At 71.9% G+C, this 18,326-nt stretch carries 16 protein-coding genes and 1 pseudogene; 10 read left to right on the plus strand and 7 right to left on the minus strand.

Translation table 11 applies throughout. From position 1 onward, the window contains the following. Window positions 1-241 precede the first annotated feature (241 nt). The 4 genes from ACH4EB_RS02810 to ACH4EB_RS02825 are packed head-to-tail and all read left to right on the plus strand — an operon-like array spanning window position 242 to window position 2,975. A complete protein-coding gene (locus tag ACH4EB_RS02810; RefSeq protein ID WP_398345453.1) occupies window positions 242-937 on the plus strand; it encodes a class I SAM-dependent methyltransferase in 696 nt (231 codons plus the stop codon). 4 nt (window positions 938-941) lie between these two features. Further along, window positions 942-2,090: a hypothetical protein gene (locus ACH4EB_RS02815; RefSeq protein ID WP_398345454.1), complete on the plus strand. Its 1,149-nt coding sequence runs from the start codon at window positions 942-944 to the stop codon at window positions 2,088-2,090. A gap of 3 nt (window positions 2,091-2,093) precedes the next feature. Then, window positions 2,094-2,330 carry a Trm112 family protein gene (locus tag ACH4EB_RS02820; protein ID WP_398345455.1) on the plus strand — a complete coding sequence of 79 codons (237 nt, stop codon included), beginning with the start codon at window positions 2,094-2,096 and terminating at the stop codon, window positions 2,328-2,330. 39 nt (window positions 2,331-2,369) lie between these two features. Beyond that, window positions 2,370-2,975, plus strand: coding sequence for a hypothetical protein (locus ACH4EB_RS02825; protein WP_398345456.1), 606 nt, complete (start codon window positions 2,370-2,372; stop codon window positions 2,973-2,975). On the opposite strand, the gene ACH4EB_RS02830 is transcribed toward ACH4EB_RS02825, so the two are convergent. Then, window positions 2,955-5,303: an ATP-binding cassette domain-containing protein gene (locus tag ACH4EB_RS02830; protein WP_398345457.1), complete on the minus strand. Its 2,349-nt coding sequence runs from the start codon at window positions 5,301-5,303 to the stop codon at window positions 2,955-2,957. The two genes, ACH4EB_RS02825 and ACH4EB_RS02830, sit on opposite strands and share 21 nt — an antisense overlap. Window positions 5,304-5,365: 62 nt before the next feature. On the opposite strand from ACH4EB_RS02830, the gene ACH4EB_RS02835 reads away from it, so the two are divergent. Both ACH4EB_RS02835 and ACH4EB_RS02840 read left to right on the plus strand, forming a co-directional pair. Further along, window positions 5,366-6,424, plus strand: coding sequence for a helix-turn-helix transcriptional regulator (locus ACH4EB_RS02835; protein WP_398345459.1), 1,059 nt, complete (start codon window positions 5,366-5,368; stop codon window positions 6,422-6,424). A gap of 87 nt (window positions 6,425-6,511) precedes the next feature. Next, window positions 6,512-7,543 (plus strand): rod shape-determining protein, encoded by a 1,032-nt coding sequence (locus ACH4EB_RS02840; RefSeq protein WP_398345460.1) that lies wholly within the window; start codon window positions 6,512-6,514, stop codon window positions 7,541-7,543. 76 nt (window positions 7,544-7,619) lie between these two features. Here ACH4EB_RS02840 and ACH4EB_RS02845 read toward each other — a convergent pair whose 3' ends face one another. From ACH4EB_RS02845 to ACH4EB_RS02860, 4 genes and pseudogenes are all read right to left on the minus strand, one after another. Further along, the gene (locus tag ACH4EB_RS02845; RefSeq protein ID WP_398345462.1) at window positions 7,620-8,216 is read right to left on the minus strand and encodes a histidine phosphatase family protein; all 597 of its coding nucleotides are present in this window, start codon (window positions 8,214-8,216) and stop codon (window positions 7,620-7,622) included. Next, complete coding sequence (trxA, locus tag ACH4EB_RS02850) at window positions 8,209-8,595, minus strand: thioredoxin (protein WP_398345463.1); 387 nt, start codon at window positions 8,593-8,595, stop codon at window positions 8,209-8,211. Before trxA ends, ACH4EB_RS02845 begins: the two co-directional genes overlap by 8 nt. Before the next feature lie 117 nt (window positions 8,596-8,712). Continuing rightward, the gene (locus tag ACH4EB_RS02855; RefSeq protein WP_398345736.1) at window positions 8,713-11,631 is read right to left on the minus strand and encodes a molybdopterin-dependent oxidoreductase; all 2,919 of its coding nucleotides are present in this window, start codon (window positions 11,629-11,631) and stop codon (window positions 8,713-8,715) included. A gap of 90 nt (window positions 11,632-11,721) precedes the next feature. After that, a pseudogene (locus tag ACH4EB_RS02860) lies at window positions 11,722-12,528 on the minus strand (FAD binding domain-containing protein); the annotation flags it as partial. 207 nt (window positions 12,529-12,735) lie between these two features. Here ACH4EB_RS02860 and ACH4EB_RS02865 point away from each other — a divergent pair. Then, window positions 12,736-13,104 carry a PucR family transcriptional regulator gene (locus ACH4EB_RS02865; RefSeq protein ID WP_398345465.1) on the plus strand — a complete coding sequence of 123 codons (369 nt, stop codon included), beginning with the start codon at window positions 12,736-12,738 and terminating at the stop codon, window positions 13,102-13,104. Window positions 13,105-13,310: 206 nt separating this feature from the next. On the opposite strand, the gene ACH4EB_RS02870 is transcribed toward ACH4EB_RS02865, so the two are convergent. Then, window positions 13,311-13,736, minus strand: coding sequence for a hypothetical protein (locus ACH4EB_RS02870; RefSeq protein WP_398345466.1), 426 nt, complete (start codon window positions 13,734-13,736; stop codon window positions 13,311-13,313). A 950-nt stretch (window positions 13,737-14,686) separates the two neighbouring features. On the opposite strand from ACH4EB_RS02870, the gene ACH4EB_RS02875 reads away from it, so the two are divergent. The 3 genes from ACH4EB_RS02875 to ACH4EB_RS02885 all read left to right on the plus strand — a co-directional run bounded on the left by ACH4EB_RS02875 (window position 14,687) and on the right by ACH4EB_RS02885 (window position 16,562). Further along, window positions 14,687-14,821, plus strand: a complete 135-nt coding sequence (locus tag ACH4EB_RS02875; RefSeq protein WP_398345737.1) for a hypothetical protein — start codon at window positions 14,687-14,689, stop codon at window positions 14,819-14,821. A 368-nt stretch (window positions 14,822-15,189) separates the two neighbouring features. Next, window positions 15,190-15,531 (plus strand): PadR family transcriptional regulator, encoded by a 342-nt coding sequence (locus ACH4EB_RS02880; RefSeq protein ID WP_398345467.1) that lies wholly within the window; start codon window positions 15,190-15,192, stop codon window positions 15,529-15,531. Continuing rightward, window positions 15,528-16,562 (plus strand): hypothetical protein, encoded by a 1,035-nt coding sequence (locus ACH4EB_RS02885; RefSeq protein ID WP_398345468.1) that lies wholly within the window; start codon window positions 15,528-15,530, stop codon window positions 16,560-16,562. Before ACH4EB_RS02880 ends, ACH4EB_RS02885 begins: the two co-directional genes overlap by 4 nt. Window positions 16,563-16,674: 112 nt before the next feature. Here the strand turns inward: ACH4EB_RS02885 and ACH4EB_RS02890 are convergent, their stop codons facing one another. After that, window positions 16,675-17,220, minus strand: coding sequence for a hypothetical protein (locus ACH4EB_RS02890; protein ID WP_398345469.1), 546 nt, complete (start codon window positions 17,218-17,220; stop codon window positions 16,675-16,677). Between the last annotated feature and the right edge of the window lie 1,106 nt (window positions 17,221-18,326).

The raw sequence follows: 18,326 nt of genomic DNA on the forward strand, positions 1-18,326 counted from the left end.
GCCGGAGGGGCTTCCGGGCGGTCCGCCGGACGGGCACCCGGCCGGTCCGCCGGGTGAGCTTCCAGACGGGCATGCGGCCGGTCCGCCGGACAGGCATCCAGGTGAGCATGCGGCCGGCAGGCCGGGCGGGCACCCGGCCGGTCCGCCGGGCGAGCACCCGGACAGCCCGCCGGGCGAGCTTCCAGGCGGCCCGTGCGAAGGGCGCCGCGACAACCTGCGGGAGTTCTACGAGAATCCCGCCGTGCCCGTCGCCTCCGGTGACGCCCGCAGTCGCCGTCAGGCGCTGATGCTGGCCCGCGCCCTGGGGCCCGTACGCCCGGGCGCTCCCCTTGCCCCGGCCACGGTCCTGGACGTCGGGTGCGGTGACGGGAGCGCGGCCGCCGTCGCGGCCCGCGCCCTGCCCGGCCACCGCATCGTCGGCGTCGACTGGTCGCAGGACGCGCTGCGCCGCGCCGCGTCCCGCGTGCCGTACGCGGTGCGCGGTGAACTGGGTGGCGGCGGGCTGCCGTTCGCGGACGCCACCGCCGACGCCATTCTCTTCAGCGAGGTCATCGAGCATCTCGTCGACCCGGACGCGGCCCTCGACGAACTGCGCCGGGTGCTGCGTCCCGGAGGTCATCTGATGCTCTCCACCCCCAATCTCGCCGCCTGGTACAACCGCGGACTCCTTCTCGCGGGAGTCCAGCCCGTCTTCTCGGAGGTGAGCATGCGAGGCATCCACGGCCGGCCCGGCACCCAGGTCGTCGGCCATCTGCGCCTCTACACCGCCCGCGCGCTGCGTGGCTTCCTGCCGGCCTGCGGCTTCGAGGTCGTACGGATCGCGGGGGCGCCCTATCACGACGTACCGCGTCCGCTGCGGCCCCTGGACCGCGCCGCCTGTCACCTGCCGTCGCTGGCCTCCGTCCTGCTCGTCCATGCCCGCCGGAGAAGGGAGTAGGGCAGTGCTGTGGTGGGGCGTGGCGGCCGCACTGCTCGCCAACGTTCTGTACAGCACCGGCTTCGTGCTGGAGAAGCGCGCCCTGTCCGCGCTGCCCGCGCTCAGCACCCGTCGGCCCGCCCGGCTCGTCCGCCATCTGCTGGGCAGCCCGCTGTGGCTCGGCGGCTCGCTCGCCCTCGCCGCCGGTTTCGCCGCCCAGCTCGCGGTCTACCGCACTCTTCCCATCGCCGCCGCCCAGGGCATCTTCGTCTCCGGCCTGGTCCTGCTGCTCCTCCTGTCCTCCGTCTTCCTCGGCGAGCGCACCAGCGGCCGCGAACGGCAGAGCATCCTGGCGATCCTGCTCGCGCTCGGCATGGTCGTCGGCTCACTCCAGGGCAGCGGCGCCGGCACCGTCACGCGCACCGCGCCCACCGGCACCCTGCTCGCCATCGCGCTGCCCTCACTGGCCGCGGGGCTGTGGCTGTACGGGGCCGCCGAACAGCGCGCCAAGCGCCGCCACCGCCAGCCCACCTCGGGCGTCCCCTACGGTGTGGCCGTCGGTCTGCTCTACGGCGTCAGCTCGCTCGCCATCAAGGGCGTCTCCGGACTGCTGAGCGCGCACGATCCGGCGGGTGCCGTCCGCGATCTGTTCACCTCCCCGTATCCATATCTGCTGCTGTTCACCGGCGCGGTGGGGCTGGTGCTGTCGCAGACCGCGCTCCAGCGCTGCCGTGCCTCCCTGATCGTCCCCGTCTGCACCACCGTGACCTGTGTCTTCACCGTCGCCTGCGGCACGGTCGCCTTCGGCGAGCCGCTGCCCTCCGATCCCCTGCGGCTGACCCTGCGCCTGGGCGGCACCGCGGTCGCCGTCCTCGTCCTGCTCGCCCTGCCCCGCCAGGACGCCACACCATCGGCCCCGGAGCTGGAATCAGCACCGCCACCGGCATCGGCACCGGCCCCGCCACCGGAACCGGCACCAACCCCGCCCTCCCCCACCCGGGAGGCCGAACCGGCAGAAGCCGACCCACCGGAACCCACCCCGCCGAAAGCCACCCCACCAGGCACCGCCCTCACGACAGCCGCCCCGCCAAGCGCCATCCCCTCGGACCCCATCCCCTCAGACGCCACCCCCTCACCGGCCCAGCAGGCCGAACCCGACCTCCCCAGGAGCTGAGCCGTGACACCCGACGACCCGTTGCTGAAGATCCTGGCCTGCCCGATCGACAAGGGGCCGCTGACCCTGCTCGTCCCGGACGACGTCCTCTACAACCCCCGGCTGCACCGCCGTTACCCGATTCTCGACGACATCCCCCAACTCCTCCCCTCCTCCGGTGAACAGGTCACCGAGACCGAACACGAAGCCATCCTGCGCCGTCTGCCCCCGGACGCGCGCCCACCCGACGAGCCCCGGTAGGCCCCACCCGCACACGCCGTATCCGCGAACATGTCCATCATGGACCCCACCACTGACAACGGACCGGCCGGCGGGCCCGGCGGGTCTTCCGACGGCCCCCGCGCCTTCCAGCTCGTCCTGCTGCGCCGCATGGCCGACCACCAGCCCGGCCTGGTCGAGGACGCGCTGCGCACGCTCGGTGCCTCGCGCGCCGAGCTGCGCGAGGCCAACCGCCGCTGGCAGGCATGGGCCCACGCGCCCCGGTCTCGCGGCGCGGTGCAGCGGTACCGTTCGCTGCTCGGCCGCCCCGAGTCCGTCACCGCCCGCCGCCTCGGCGACCTCACCTGCGAGGCGCTGACCTGGCCCGTACCGCTCTGGCCCGACCTGCGTTTCGAGGTGCTCACCGGCCCGCAGGGCACCGCGTGGAACGCGTGGCTCGTCCGGGCGCCGGGCGCCGCCGCCCCCGGCCTGCGGACGACCGACGACCTGGTCCCCTGGTCGTGCACGGTCGACGAGGTGGCGCGCGCCTTCGCACCGGCCCGCCCCATGGAGGGCTCGGCCCCCACCCGCTGGCGGCTCGCCTTCACGGCGCCCGACGCGGACGGCGCGCCGCGGGCGACGGTCGCGGAGTTCACCTGGGGCCTGCTACAGCGCACCGTCGAGTGAGGCCCGCAGACAGTCGGCCGTGGCCGAGCCACCGGCCGACACCAGGTCGTGCGGCGTCCCGGCGAACACGATCCGGCCGCCCCGCCGGCCGCCGCCGGGCCCGAGGTCGACCACCCAGTCCGCGCGCTTGACCACGTCGAGGTCGTGTTCGATCACCAGGACGGTGCTGCCGCCGTCCACCAGCCGGTCGAGCAGCGCCAGCAGTCCCTCGACGTCGGCCGTGTGCAGCCCGGTGGTCGGCTCGTCGAGGACGTACACGCTCCCCGTACGGTGCAGCCGGGTGGCCAGTTTGAGGCGCTGCCGCTCGCCGCCGGACAGGGTGGACACCGACTGTCCCAGCGTCAAGTAGCCGAGTCCGACCTCGACGAGGGCCGCCAGCTTGCGCACGATCCCCGCCGCGTCCTCGGTCCCGCCGTCGAAGAACGCCTTCGCCTCCGCCCCCGTCATCTCCAGCACCTCCGCGACCGACCTGCCCCACAGGGGCAGCCCGAGCACCTCGTCCTTGAAGCGCCGCCCCCGGCACGCCTCGCAGGTCGAGGTCACCGGGTCCAGGTACGCCAGGTCGGTGTGGATCACCCCGCGCCCCCGGCACTCCTGGCACGCCCCGGCCGCGTTGAAGCTGAACAGCCCCGCCGGTACGCCGTTCTCGCGCGCGAAGAGCGCCCGTACCGCGTCCATCACCCCGAGGTACGTGGCCGGAGTGGACCGTGCGGACACCCCGATCGCCGACTGGTCGACCACGACCGCCTCCGGGTGCGCGCCCACGAACGCCTCGGACACCAGCGTGCTCTTGCCGGAGCCCGCCACCCCCGTGACGACCGTGAGCACCCCGGTGGGCACCCGGAAGTCCACTCCCTTGAGGTTGTGCAGCGTCACGTCCCGTACGGTCAGCCAGCCGCCCGGCGTACGGACGTCCTCCTTTACGCCCGTCACCCGCCGCAGGCCACGGCCCGTGGGCGTGTCGGCCGCCGCCAGTCCGCGCACCGTGCCCGCGAAGACCACTTTCCCGCCGTCCCTCCCGGCCCCGGGCCCCATGTCCACCACGTGGTCCGCGACGGCGATGACGTCCCGGTCGTGCTCGACGACGAGAACGGTGTTGCCCTTGTCGCGCAGGCGCACCAGGAGGTCGTTGAGGCGGCGTACGTCGCCGGGGTGCAGCCCGGTACTCGGCTCGTCGAAGATGTACGTCATGCCCGTCAGGCTGCTGCCCAGGTGGCGCACCATCTTCAGCCGCTGTCCCTCGCCGCCGGACAGGGTGGCGGCCGGGCGGTCGAGGCTGAGGTAGCCGAGGCCGATGCCGGCCAGCCGGTCCAGCGCGGTGACCGCCCGCGCCGCGATGGCCGCGCCCACCGGTTCCCCGGCCGGGTCGATGCCCCGCAGGACCTCGCTCAGTTCGGTGGCCTCCAGTGCCGCCATCTCGGCGATGGAGCGCCCCGCGACCCGGGATTTCAGCGCCGCCGCGGTCAGCCGCGCCCCCTGGCACTGCGGGCAGGTCCCTTCCCGTACGAAGCCGCGCACCATGGCCCCGGTCTTCTCGGACAGCACCGTGAGGTCCCGTTTCACATAGCGCCGGTCGAAGTTCTCGACCAGTCCCTCGTACGTGTTGTTGTAGGCCCGCTCACCGCGCTTGACCGTGAACCCCTTGCCGTACAGGAGCAGCTCCCACTCCCGTGGCGTGTACCGGTCCAGCGGTTTGTCCGGGTCGAAGAGGCCGGAGGTCGCGTAGATCTGCCAGCCGGCCGTGCCGACGGCGAGCGGCGGGAAGCGGATCGCGCCGTCGTTGAGGGAGCGGCCGGTGTCCAGGAAACGGTCGAGGTCGATGCCGGTGGTGCGGCCCAGCCCGGCGCACTCGGGGCACATTCCGGCGGGGTCGTTGAAGGAGTACGCGGTGGCCTCGCCGGCGCTCGGCGTGCCGCAGCGGGAGTAGAGCACCCGCAGGATCGCGTAGATGTCGGTCAGCGTGCCGACGGTGGAGCGCGCGCCGCCGCCGAGGGGCCGCTGGTCCACGACGATCGCCGGGGAGAGTCGCTCGATGGTGTCGGCCTTCGGCCGTTCGTGTTTGGGCAACTGGTTGCGTACGTACCAGGTGAAGGTCTCGTAGAGCTGGCGCTGCGACTCCACCGCCACCGTGTCGAAGACCACCGAGGACTTGCCCGACCCGGACACCCCGGTGAAGACGGTGATACGCCCCTTGGGGATCTCCAGGTCCACGTCCTTGAGGTTGTGCTCACGGGCTCCGGTGATGGTGACGTGGCCGGCACCGGCGATGTGATCGGTGCGGGTGCGCCTCTCCGTACCGGCAGCGCTGTCGATGTCCTGGGCTTCCATACGGACCACGCTAGGGACGAAGCAGGTCAGAACATGGCCGCCCGCTGCGCCACCCTGGAAACATGAGCGACACTCCGGCGCGCCTCCTGAAGCTCCTCGCGCTCCTGCAGACCGGCCGCGAGCGGACCGGCCCCGAACTGGCCGAGCGGCTCGGCGTCAGCCCGCGCACCATCCGCCGCGACATCGGCCGGCTGCGCGGCCTCGGCTACCCCGTTGACGCGGCCATCGGCGCCGTCGGCGGCTACCGCCTCGCCTCCGGCACCGCGATGCCGCCGCTGCTCCTGGACGACGAGGAGGCCGTCGCCATCGCCGTGGGGCTGCACGCCGCGGCGGGCGGCACGGTCGCCGGCGTGGCGGAGACCTCCGTACGCGCCCTCGCCAAGCTGGAACAGGTGCTGCCCGCCCGGCTCCGGGACCGGGTCGCCGCCCTCCAGGAGGCCACCGTCCCGCTCTACGGCCTGCTCACCGGCGGCGGCGAGGCGCCCGTCACCGACCCGGCCGTGCTGACCGCCCTCGCCACCGCCTGCCGCCGCCGCGAGCGGGTGCGCTTCGCGTACGCGACGGCGGACGGCGCCCCGGGCAAGCGGCACGCCGAGCCGTACCGCCTGGTCAGCGCGGATCACCGGTGGTACCTCGTCGCGTACGACCTGGACCGCGCCGACTGGCGCACGTACCGGGCCGACCGGATCAGCGGCCCGTGGCCCACCGGGGCCCGCTGCGTACCGGACCGCCGGCCGCCCACCCCCGACGCCGCCGCGTTCGTCGCCGAGTCGATCACCAGCCACCGCGCGCGGCACCGGGCGCTGGTCACGCTGCACACCACCCTGGAGGACGCGGCCGCCCGGCTCCCCGCGGGCACCGGACTCCTGGAGCCGCTCACCCCGGACTCCTGCCTGCTGCGTACGGGAGGCGACGCGCTGGACTGGCTCGCGTACCGGCTGGGCTTCCTCGGCGTCCCCTTCGAGGTGCACGAACCGCCGGAGCTGATCGCCTACTTGCGCGACCTCGGCACCAGGCTCCTCGACGCCTCGCACCACGCCACACCCCCACCGGACCCCACCGGCCCCCCGGAGCCCGCGGGCCCGGCGTCCCCCAACCGGACCTCCTCAACGCGCACCTGACGAACCGTTGGCACACGATGGATCACGAGTGGCCGCCGGCGGCCACTCGGCCCGTACTGCCGAACGCTTCCCGGGGAGGCACCATCCATGACCGCCAGCCTGGCACAGTTGCTCCGTTGCTCGGTCGCCGTCGACCTGGGCGCGGCCCGCACCCGGATGTACGTCAAGAACCAGGGCCTGGTGGTGGACCAGCCGACCGTCGCGGCCGTCAACATCCGCACCGGTGCGCTGATCGCCGTCGGGGACCGCGCGGAGGTGATGGACGGCCGCACGCCGGACCACATCCGTGTCGTGCGCCCGGTCTCCGGCGGCACCGTCGTGGACATCGACATGGCCCAGCGGCTGCTGCGCAACCTGGTCGACGACAAGCTGCGCAAGGCGTGGCGCCGCAGACCCACCATGCGGGCCGCGGTCTGCCTGCCGTACGGCAGTGAGCCGCTGGCGCAGCGGGCCGCGGTGGAGACCCTGAACGGGATCGGCGCCCGCCGGGTGGAGATGGTGGACACGCTGGTCGCCGCGGCCGTCGGCTGCGACCTGCCGGTGGAGCACCCCGAAGCCACCATGATCGTGGTGTGCGGGGCGGGGACCACGCAGATCGCGGTGCTCTCGCTCGGTTCGATCGTGGCGGCGAAGACCGTCTCGGTGGGCGGCAACGCCATCGACCACGCCGTCGTCCAGCACCTGAGGCTGCATCACAAGCTGATGCTGCCGGGCCAGTCCGTACGGCCGCTGCATCTGATGCTCTCCAGCAACGGCGACCTGGTGGCGGGCCCGACCGAGGTGCACGGCCGGGACGTGGTCAGCGGGCTGGCCCGTTCGGTCATGGTCGAGACCGAGCCGGTTCAGCGGGCCATCGCCTCACCGCTGACCACCATCCTGGACGGAATCGGGTCGGTACTGCGCCGCTGCCCGCCGGACCTGGTGGCCGACCTGGGCGAGCGCGGCATCATGCTGGCGGGCGGCAGCGCGCTGATCCCCGGCCTGCAGTCGATGATCCGGCAGGCCACGACCATGCCGGTGCACATCGCGGACCGGCCGGACACCTGTGCGGTGCTGGGGCTGGGCGCCATGATCGAGGGCAAGGTTGAGCCCCTGCACCTCGATCCGATGGCCACCTAGGCGAGCCGCCCGACGGCGGCCCGGGCGGACAGCCGGCACCCGCCTTCAGGAACGTTCCCCGGCGTGCGCCTGCCGCTCAGAGCGTCCGGGTGTTCCAGCCCACCACCGCGGGCCGCCCGTGCTCCTCGCCGAGTACGCCCACCGTGCCCGTCTCGAAGGTGAACAGCGCGCCCGCCGACGGCGGCAGGCCCAGCCGGCGGGCCGCCAGCACGCGCTGGAAGTGCCCGTGGCCGACCAGCACCACGTCGCCGTCCGCCGTGCGCAGCCGTTCCTCGATACGGGCCAGCACCCGGTCGGCGCGCGCGCCGACCTGCTCGGGCGACTCGCCCGGGTGCTCCGGGGGCCCGGCGGTCACACCGTCGGTGAACAGGAACCAGTCGGGGCGGGTGCGGTGGATCTCGTCGGTGGAGATGCCCTCGTAGCCGCCGTAGTCCCATTCGCTCAGGTCGGCGTCGACCTGCGCATCCGGCAGTCCGGCCAGCTCGACGGTGTGCCGGGCCCGCCGCAGCGGGCTGGTGAGCACGGCGCCGATCTTCCGGTTCGCCAGGACCGGCCGCAGGGAACGGGCCTGCTCCTCACCGCGGGCGGTGAGCGGCAGATCGGTCCAGCTCGTGTGCTGCCCCGACCTGCTCCACTCCGTCTCGCCGTGGCGGATCAGCAGCAGTTCACTCACCGCCGCCCTGTCCCTCCTGCTGCTGGGCCTCCTCCACGGAGGAGCGGACCTCGTCCATGTCCAGGTTGCGGGCCTGGCCGATGACGTCCTCCAGGGCCTCCTCCGGCAGCGCGCCGGGCTGCGAGAACACCGCGATGTTCTCGCGGACGATCATCAGCGTCGGGATCGACTGGATCTGGAAGGCGGCCGCCAGCTCGGGCTGCGCCTCCGTGTCGACCTTCGCGTAGACCAGGTCGTCGTTCTTGTCGGACGACCGTTCGAAAACCGGACCGAACTGCTTGCACGGGCCGCACCACTCGGCCCAGAAATCGATCAGGACGAAATCGTTGCCGGAGACGATCTCGTCGAAGTTGTCCTTGGTGAGCTCTACCGTGCTCATGCGTACTTCCCTGCTTCCGGTTCCGGTCTCTTGTCGGTCCCGCTGCGACAACGGGTTCATCGCATGACCTATTCCGCACGCCGGACCGTCCCGCACCCCTGCCCAGCAAACGCCGTCCTATCCATACGAATTTCCACGGCTGTACGGAGGCGCCCCGGACGCCCTCCGGGACAGCACCCGCCACACCCGGTCCCGGGCCAGCGGCAGCCGCGTGAAGCGCGCCCCGGTGGCGTCACGGAGCGCGTTGGCCAGGGCCGGCGCGACCGGATTGAAGGGGCTCTCGCTCATCGACTTCGCGCCCGCCGGACCGATCGTGTCGGACGTCGGTGTGAAGTACACCTCGGTACGGGGCACATCCGCGAAGGCGGGCAGGTGGTACTCGCGGAACGCCGCGGTGCGCACCGCGCCGCGCCCGTCCAGCCGTACGTCCTCGAAGAGCGCCGCCCCCAGCGCCTGGGCCACCCCGCCCTCGACCTGCCCCCGGCACTGCATGGGATTGATCACAGTGCCGGCGTCCGCGGCGTGCACGCTGCGCAGGATGCGGATCTCCCCGCTGTCCGGGTCCACCGCGACGCGGAACCAGTGCGCGTTGAAGGCCACCGTGCGCGGCGTACCGTCGAAGTGCCCGTACCCGGTCAGCGGCCCGCTCCCGCCCCCGCCGGCCTCCCGGTCCCTGATCAGCCCGGCCAGGGACCGCGCCGCGCGCCGCACCGCCTCGCCCCCGACCACGATCCCGGCCGAGCCGAAGGCGCCGGTGTCGTGCCCGACCGCGTCGGTGTCGGCCTGCCGTACGGTGATCCGCGCGGCGGTGATGCCCAGCTCCGCGGCGGCGATCTGGCGCAGCGCGGTGGTGGTCCCGCTGCCCGCCTCGGTCGCTCCGACGGCCAGTTCGTACGTGCCGTCGGCGGTGCGCGTGACCCGGGCGTCGGCGTGGTGCCCGCCGGGACCGCCCGCGGCGATCATCGACACGGCGCCGCCTTCGCCGATCAGCCATCCGTCCGGGGCGGGGGCGGTGTTCGGGTGGCCTTCGGGGGCAGTGGCGGGCGCACCGGCCGGCCCTCTGCCGAGGTCCCTGTCGAGCCCGCCGACTGGCCCTGCGTGCGGTCCTCCATCTCGCTCTCCGTCCGGTCCTGCGTGCGGCCCCGCTTGCGGCGCTTCGGAAGCGGACGCCGTACGCAGCACCTTCAGGCACGCGTCCAGGCCGTAGCTGCCGATGCGCAGGTCGGTTTCCCCCTTCACCACTGTCTCCAGCACGTCGCCGGGCCGCACCACGTTGCGTTCCCGCAGCAGCAGCGGGTCGACGCCCAGCCGCCGCGCCAGCTCGTCGAGCGCGCTCTCCAGCGCGAAGACGACCTGCCCGAGCCCGTACCCGCGAAAGGCACCGGCCGGGACGGTGTGGGTGTACACGGCGCGCCCGTTCACCTTCTTGTCCGGGCAGCGGTAGAGAGCCAGGGCGTCGCCGCAGCCGTGCGCCAGGACGCTGCGGGCGTGATTGCCGTACGCCCCGGTGTCGGACACCACGTCCAGCCGGAGCGCGGTGAGCGTCCCGTCCCGGCGCGCACCGGCCTTGACCCGCACGGTGAACGGGTGCCGCGTCGTCGCGCCATGGAACTGCTCGGCCCGGGTGAACTCCAGCTTCACCGGACGCCCGGTCCGCAGCGCAGCCAGCGCCACCACGTCCTCGACGAGCATCTCCTGCTTGCCGCCGAAGGCACCACCGACCCGCCCCGCGACGACCCGTACCGCCTCGGGCGGCAGGTCCAGCAGCGTGCACAGGGAGCGCCGCACGAGGAACGGCACTTGTGTACTGGTACGGATGACCAGACGGCGTTCCGGGGGGTTGTCGCCCTTGGGCGGGGTGGGTGGGCCGGGTGGCTCGGGTGGTTTGGTCGGCTCGACCGGCTCGAAGTACGCGAGCGCGCCGTGCGTTTCCAGGCTGGCGTGCTGCGCCCGCTGCGTACGGAAGGTCTCCTCGTACACCGCGTCGGCGACCGCGAACCCGCGCTCCACGTCACCGATCTCCCCATGCACCTCACCCGCCACATTGGCGCCGGGCCGCGCTGTACCGGCCGCCCACACCCCCCTCTCGTGGACGACCGGAGCCCCCGGCAGCATCGCCTGCTCCGGATCGAGCACCGCGGGCAGCACCTCGTACGTCACCTCGACCCGGCGGCAGCCCTCCTCCGCCGCCGCCTCACTGTCCGCGACCACCGCGGCCACCCGCTGCCCCACATGGCGGACCGTGTCGTCCAGGAGCCGGGTGTCCCGCGGATCGTCCTCGGGGTGCTCGTGCTGAGCGGTGGAAAAGCGCCGGTCAGGAACGTCGTGGTGGGTGAGGACCGCGTGCACGCCCGGCACCCGCAGTGCCGCGCGGGTGTCGATGGCGGTGATCCGGGCATGGGCGTGCGGTGAGCGCAGCAGCTTCATGTGCAGCAGGCCCGGCAGGGCATCCGTGTCCAGGTCGAAGGTGTAGCGGGCCGCGCCGGTGACCACGTCCGTGCCGCCGGGCGCGGGCACATCGCGGCCGACGGCGGCCCCCGCCGCCGGCTCCTCGGTGTGCCGGACGCCCCGTACGGCGTCCTCGATGGCCCGGTAACCGGTGCAGCGACACAGATTCCCCTTGAAGGCGTGCGGCAGATCGGCGAGCAGCCCCTCGTCGAGCGCGGCAGTCGTCATCACGAACCCGGCGGTGCAGAACCCGCACTGAAACCCCTGAGCTTCCAGAAACCCCCGCTGTACGGGATGCAGCCGACCGCTCCCCTCATCGGCCAGCCCCTCGATCGTGGTGACCGACCGCCCGTCGGCACGCACGGCCGGATACACGCAACTGTGCACCGGCTCCCCGTCCACGTGCACCGTGCACGCCCCGCAGTCTCCGGCGTCACAGCCTTTCTTGACGCCGAAACAGCCCCGCTCGCGCAGGTAGGTGCGCAGACACTGCCCGGGCCGGGGGACGGCGTCGGTGGTGCTGCCGTTGACCTCGGTACGGAAGGGGACACGGTGACCCCGCCGGACGGGCGGGACCGCAAGCGGCACGGACGTCCCGGCCACCGCCCGCGCCCGCGAAGCGGAAGGCGAACCGGAAAGCACAGCAAGACGCGACCGCGCCCGGGTGGTCGCCCCCTCCCCCACCTCCTCCCGGATCTCCTCCCCCATCCGATACGTCATGTGCCGCCGCCACTCCGGCAACCCATGAACATCGTCGAACCACCCGTCGTCCGGCACGGCCCGCCCGATCGCTCCTTCCAGCTCACGGGCGGAGGGCAGCTCCGGGAAGCGCAGCCGTACCGGCCGTACGGTGGAGGCGGTGACCGTCAGGGCGAACGCGCCGTCCACCGGGTCGAGCGTCCCGATCAGCAGCGCGGCCGAGCGCCCGAGCCCGTACAGCGACGTCTGCCGGAACGCCGTACGGCACGCCAGCGCGCGGGCCGGCAACGTGACCGAGCGCAGCAACTCGCCCTCCACCAGGGCAGTGCGCCCGGCCCCGGTGACGAGGTCGGTGACCGGCAACCGCCGGGTCGTTCCGTCCCTGGCGAGCAGCAGGCAGGTGCCGTCCAGCGCCACCGTGAGGGAGATCATCGGGCCGGCGGGCAGCGCGTGGCACAGATTCCCGCCGACGGTGGCCGTGTTCCAGATCTTGAACGAGGCCAGGAAGGCGCGGCAGCACTGCTCGAAGAGCGGCCCCGCCGGCTGCCCGGCACTCCGGCCGAACCGGGACACCTCGGCGATGGTGCACGTCGCCGAAATCTCCAGCCCGCCGTCCGGTAGCCGCCGCAGCGGCTCCCAGCCCATCCGGCTCAGGTCCAGCAGCCGCCGCAGGCCGGGCTGGGGTTCGGAGAAGAGGTACGTGCCTCCGCCCAGCCAGGCGTCACCCGCCCGCCATTCCGGACGTTCCCGGGCGTCCCGGACCTCCCGCACCGTATTCAGGTCCATGCCCCGAGTGAAGCAAGCACACCCCGCCGAAACCCGCCGCAACGCACCACGACCTCCTCGAACACACCCTCACCCCGCCCTCGGCATCAGCACCACTATCCGACCTGTCACCCTGGCATTTACGATGCTTTTCGACACTCTCACCTGGCGAGTGCGCACGGCAGAGCCCCGGGCCCGGCGCCCGGAACGGTACGAGGAGCACGCCCCATGCCGCACACCACCCCGCCCTCCGCCGGGAACGGCTCCGCCCCCGCCACCCTCGAGCGGCTCCTGGCCGCCGTACCCGCCGACGTACGCGCCGTCTACAGCGCCCGCGCCCTGCGCCCGCTCCTCCCCGAACACGACAGAACCGGCACCCTGCTGCGCACCCTGGAGGTCTTCCTCCACCACGACGCCTCCTGGTCCCGCACCGCCGCCGCCCTCCACCTCCACGTCAACACCGTCCGCTACCGCATCCACCGCATAGAACACCTCACCGGCCGCGACCTCACCCGCCTGAGCCACCGCCTCGACCTGCGAGCCGCACTGCTGTGCCACGCGGGGCCGGCGGACGCCGGGGGTAAGGCCGGGGCGTAACCCGTGGCGGAAGTCCGAGGCGGAGCGGCGTCGAAGCACGGGCCGGTGCCATAGCACGGAGCGACGCCAAGCACGGACCGGCCGGCGCCGGAGATCGGACCGGCCGGCGCCGGAGCACGGACCGGCCGGCGCCGGAGCACGGATCGGACACGCGAAAGGCGGGACGGCAAGCGCCGCCCCGCACGCTTCCGGGAGAACTGCCCGAATCAGATGTGCAGCAGGTACACGTACTTACCGCCCGCGCCCGCGTTGAGATCCCTGTCGTACCGCTCCCAGGGCTTCGGGGGCTGGTAGTCACGGTTGTCGGTGAGCGCGACGTCCAGGGCGTTGATCGGCGAGCCCTGCTCGGCGTTGCGGGTGTAGGCGGCGTAGATGTACTCGCCGCCCGCGCCGGCGTTCAGGTCCTTGTTGAGCTTGCGGTAGCCGTGCGGGGGCTCGTCGCCCTTGGACAGGAAGATGATGTCGGTGATGGGGCCGAACGCGGCGTTGGGCGCGGCGAGCTTGCTGTCGGTCTCGAAGGCGAAGTACAGATATTGGCCGCCGGCACCGGCGTTCAGGTCCTTGCTGATCTTCGTCCAGCCCTCGGGCTCCTGCTCGTCCCCTTCGAGGACCATGAGGTTGATGACAGCCATGGCGTCCGTTCCTTTCTCGTCGGCGTACGGAGAAGAGGCGGGCTCACGCTATGGCTGCCACCCCCGCCCCACATCGTGCGCAACCGGCCAGCGGCACGTTCGAATCGGCATCAGGTCACGGCCCCGCTGAGCTGCCGACCAGGTAATTCACCCGGCAAACACCCTCGAACAGCCCAGCGGCACGACAGCCCACCCCCTGTCCGATTCCCCCGCCGCACCCCCCTCCCGCCCCCCTGACCCCCCTCACGAACACAGACGACGCAAATCCCACCACCGAGGACCAGCCGATCCCGAACCGGCAACCCCCGATACCCGAAGTCGATTACACCCACCCCCGCCCCCTCGCACCTCACCCAAACCAAGCCACGCCTGGCCAACGGCATTGACGGGGCGGATAGCCGCTACCTGCGGGCAGTAGTGTGAACAGGCCCCTGAACTCCCCTCCCGCTGCGCCTCTTTGAAACCAAGATGCCGGAATCCACGAAAGCAAGTGAAGAGCCGCACTTCGCCGGGCGGAACTGCGGGTCACGGACAATGGTCCCCGCGCGTGCGGGGGTGGTCCCTCGCGGCGCTTGCGGCCCTGGAGGTCTTCGCTATGGTCCCCGCGCGTGCGGGGGTGGTCCGTGTCAGCGGCGCGTGGGCACGGACGCCGAAGAAGACCTCCGTGCTGATCCCGGTGAACGCGGCCTCATCCAGGAGCTTCGTCCACACGCGCTTCTGCATGACCAACAGCGCATGATGGCCGCCTCATCAGTCCGGTGCCTGCGCGCCGATGTCAGTTCAACGACCGGACCCGGTTCGCCAACGGGGTGCTGGCTCTCGTCGAGGAGATCGCCGGACTCACGCGCTCACCGGAGCCCGGTTCGACGAGCACCGACGCCCGATGCCGATCCGGAGCCTGCCCGGCACGGTCCCCCCTCGGCGCCGAGTTCATCGCCACCGGCGGAGACATGGAGGCGTTCGGCACAGCCGACCGCTTGGCCTCCTTCGTCGGCCTCCCACCCGTTCCGCGGGACTCCGACCGCGTCAGCGACACCACGCACTGTTGGGTACTGCAGGCGTCACCAGGCCCAAGGCACTTCTGATGGGTCTCCGTGGAGGCCCGAGGGCGTTCGGCGCGTGCGCTCGGCGCGCGGCGTGAAGGGTCACGTCGCGGAGCCGCCTGCCCGCTTGCGCCACGCGCGAGGGCGCGCGCCGGCGCCGCGATGCCGCGGAGATCCACCAGAAACGCCCTGGGCGCGGACTTCATGTTGAGTGTCGCCCGGGCCTGACGCCTCCGGTGACGTCGATCTTTGTGCCGGCGCCCCGGCGGGTGCCGCCCGAGGCCAGGAAGGTGACCGCGTCGGCGCTACCCGGGGACCTGGCCGGTCCGGCCGAGGGGGCTGATGACAAGTGTCGAGTTCTCCCACTACTCTGGATTTCGTACTAGACGGGATTGCTGAACGGAGGAAGGATGTCGGGGACACCAGCTCTTGCCGCATGGACGCGCGCCCTGCTGCAACTGTGCCTGCTGGGCGTCCTGGAGGCCGAAGGAGCCAGCTACGGCTATGCGTTGCTCAACCGGCTGTCGGCGGCCGGGCTCGACACGGTGAAGCCCGCCACTCTCTACCCAGCACTGGCCCGCCTGGCGGACGAGGGGGCGGTGGAGGTGCGGTGGGCAGCCGGGGAGCACGGTCCGGGGCGCAAGTACTACAACATCTCGGAGGAGGGGCGAAGACGCCTCGACGATCAGCGCAGGGCATGGGGTGACTTCAACGCCGCGGTGACGGCACTGGCAGGGGGCGAGCAAACGTGACGGCGAAGACGGGAATCCAGTGGGCGCGCAAGGACGATGAGAAGTGGGCCGCCGCCTTCGAACTTCACCTCGTCATGCAGTTCCACCCGCCCAAGGGGCTGGCGCACCAGGCGCTGTCGGAGATTCACGAGATGGTGACCGAGACCGGCAGGCCGGCGGAGAAGCTGTTCGGTGAGCCTCGGCAGTACGCGGCCAGCGTCGCGGCTGAACGCATGGACGAGACGCACCCGCCCATGGTGGATCTGGAGGGCGTGACACCCGGTGAGCGTTTCACCAGTGGTGTGGTGGTGGCCGGTTTCTTGGCGTTCGTCCTGTCGGTGGTGCGGTGGGCCCGCGACGGGCTGTGGGCCGAAGTGTCGTGGGCGTCCCTGGTCGGAGTCAGCGCACTGGCCGCAGGTGCTCTGGCCCTGTGTCTCGCAGCCGCGCTGCGCCCGGCGGGGCGTGTGCGGGCAGCAGGCGTGTGCTGGTGTGTGGTTGTGACACTGGTGGCTGGTGGGATTGCCGCCCTCTCGGCGCTGCCCGAGACCGCGCTGTTCCGGCTGCCCGTGCCGGTACTGGTGGCAGGGGCGGTTGCGGTGACGGCCGGCGCGCATCTCATGCCGGACGCCAGGGCTGACAGGTGGTTCACCCCGTCGCACGATGGCGACAGCGGGCAGTGGACGCGGCATCTGGACGGGTTGTTGCGGGGCCGGCACGGCATGTCGGCGAAGGAAGCTCGTGAGCATGCGGCCGAAGTCCGCTCGCACCTGGCCAGTGCGACGGAGACGACGGCGCAGGACGAGTTCGGGGACGTGGAGGTCTACGCGTCCCGGCTGGCCGGGGGCAGGCGCCGCATACAGCGGGCCCAGCGCCAAAAGGCGCGGATGGCCGCGGTGTTCGCGTTGGGCATCGTTGTGGCGGACTTCGACGCCCTGCGCAGCTTGGACCTGACGTCGTTCTGGTTCTGGTTCGGACTGTTGGCCGTGGTGTTCTCGGCACTCCTTGCCGCGCTGCGGTACCGGGACATTCCCCGATCTCATCGGCACCAGTGACGGACAGCGCCGGGTGACAGGACGGGGGAGGGCGGTAACGTCGCCCTCCCCCGTCGCCGGTCGACCCACGCGGCACCTGCTCACCTGTCAGCCAGCGGGCGCCCGCACGTCATCAGAAGCAGTTGGCCTGGATCGCGGAGACGCCCAGAATGTCGAGAGCAGCGTTGCCCGCAGCCGCCTTGAAGGCGTTCCAGTCACGGGAGACGACCAGCAGCTTCGCCGCCTCCGCGACACCACCGAGTTCCTTGATGGCCTTGTACGCCTTGGACGTCGGGATGAAGGCCGCGCCGACAGCCGCAACGCACTTGGTGTACTTCCAGGTGGTGTCCCAGAAGCCGTACGCAGTGACGTTCGAGCGGGCGGCTTCAGGCGACTCGCCGTGCAGCACCCGCAGAGTGACAGCCTGGGCGTTCTTGTCGCCCGGGTACATCGCGCCGACGATCTGATCCATCGTGCGCTCCTTCGGGAGCGCGGCCAGACGGTCGTCCAGCCCCTCGGTCTGGATCTCCGGCACGTCGGCGGCCTGCTCGAAGCGGTGAGCCGCCTGGACGGTGACAGCCTCGCGCTGGTGCTTGGCCTCGCTGGCTGAAGCGAGCGGAGCGGTGACACCGAGAGCCACTGCTGCCATGGTGGAGGCGGCGGCTATACGTATGGGCATGCTGGTCTTCACGGCTATCCTGTTCTGCGCGGTACATGGTGTGGGCGTCACCGCGCAAGTGGCCTAGGAACCGAACTGCGCCCTGACGCCCGCACCCCAGCCACTCCTCGGGCCGGGGTTCTTGATCCTTTCTCGCACGTTGATGGGCGTCACCCGCACGATCAGGCCATTGGGACACCTGGACCACTGAGGTGATTTGCCCGATATATCGGTTCGCGCTGTTGATGGCCGGCCCGCCTGGGGGCGATGCCACGGGATCCGCCCGTACGGGCGCGTTGGCACGTCGCACTGTTCGTCAGGGCGAACGGGTGCGTACAGGCTCGCACTTCACCCCCCACCCGCGTCATTTCAGATGAATGCCCGAGGGATATCCAGTAAGGGCATAAGGCCCGGTCGGGCATGTTGAGATGGTGTGTGCGCGGATGGCTGATCTGCACTGGCTTGTCTCGCCGCCAGGCCGATTCGCCAGAAGCACCCCCGGCCCTGCGGTTCTGGACCCGGACCTGTTCCCGCCTCGCCCAGCAGGCGCGCGGCATGGGCAACGGGCGGGATCACCGGTGGGCGCCGGTCGCGGATGCCGGTGCGGCTGACGCTGGATTCGCCCGACCGGACAGTGGAACAATTGCGCCCCGCGCTGATCGCCGGTGGCATCCGCCCGGCGGCACCACATAAGCAACAGTGCGCTCGGGGCGGAATCGTTCGCGACCCTACTGACACTGTCCACCTGATCCAGCGGTCCTTCACGTCCCCGTCGCGAAGGACCGCTTCACATCAGGACGCCGCGAGTCGGCCGCACGGTTGTGGAATCCACCGGCACGTTGCCGCGGCCTATGAACAGCCTCTGGACGCCTGATCCTCGCCGAATGCCCAAGCGGCGGGCCGGAGCCGCTCCGATGCTCGGCAGAACCATGTGGTTCTGCATGGAACTCTGTCAGTTGGTGCGGGACCGCCCGGATACGCCTGTCAGCAGCTCGACACACTCAAGGGCATGAACCGGGGAACAGTTCCCCGGTCACGCACCCAGGCTCACACGGCCCCTCGACGAAGCCCTCACCCTTGCCCCAGCCAGGCGGCCATCGCTGTCCGTGACCGTTTGCGAGACCACG

Source organism: Streptomyces sp. NPDC018045, assembly GCF_044327445.1.
In the GTDB taxonomy this organism is placed as follows: Bacteria; Actinomycetota; Actinomycetes; order Streptomycetales; family Streptomycetaceae; genus Streptomyces.

What these genes read in the sequence shown, in the direction of transcription:
- ACH4EB_RS02870 (WP_398345466.1), bottom strand. Translation starts at nt 13,736, where the DNA reads ATGGCTGTCATCAACCTCATGGTCCTCGAAGGGGACGAGCAGGAGCCC.
- trxA (WP_398345463.1), bottom strand. Translation starts at nt 8,595, where the DNA reads ATGAGCACGGTAGAGCTCACCAAGGACAACTTCGACGAGATCGTCTCC.
- ACH4EB_RS02890 (WP_398345469.1), bottom strand. Translation starts at nt 17,220, where the DNA reads ATGCCCATACGTATAGCCGCCGCCTCCACCATGGCAGCAGTGGCTCTC.
- ACH4EB_RS02830 (WP_398345457.1), bottom strand. Translation starts at nt 5,303, where the DNA reads ATGGAAGCCCAGGACATCGACAGCGCTGCCGGTACGGAGAGGCGCACC.
- ACH4EB_RS02840 (WP_398345460.1), top strand. Translation starts at nt 6,512, where the DNA reads ATGACCGCCAGCCTGGCACAGTTGCTCCGTTGCTCGGTCGCCGTCGAC.
- ACH4EB_RS02825 (WP_398345456.1), top strand. Translation starts at nt 2,370, where the DNA reads ATGGACCCCACCACTGACAACGGACCGGCCGGCGGGCCCGGCGGGTCT.
- ACH4EB_RS02880 (WP_398345467.1), top strand. Translation starts at nt 15,190, where the DNA reads ATGTCGGGGACACCAGCTCTTGCCGCATGGACGCGCGCCCTGCTGCAA.
- ACH4EB_RS02875 (WP_398345737.1), top strand. Translation starts at nt 14,687, where the DNA reads ATGGAGGCGTTCGGCACAGCCGACCGCTTGGCCTCCTTCGTCGGCCTC.
- ACH4EB_RS02835 (WP_398345459.1), top strand. Translation starts at nt 5,366, where the DNA reads ATGAGCGACACTCCGGCGCGCCTCCTGAAGCTCCTCGCGCTCCTGCAG.
- ACH4EB_RS02865 (WP_398345465.1), top strand. Translation starts at nt 12,736, where the DNA reads ATGCCGCACACCACCCCGCCCTCCGCCGGGAACGGCTCCGCCCCCGCC.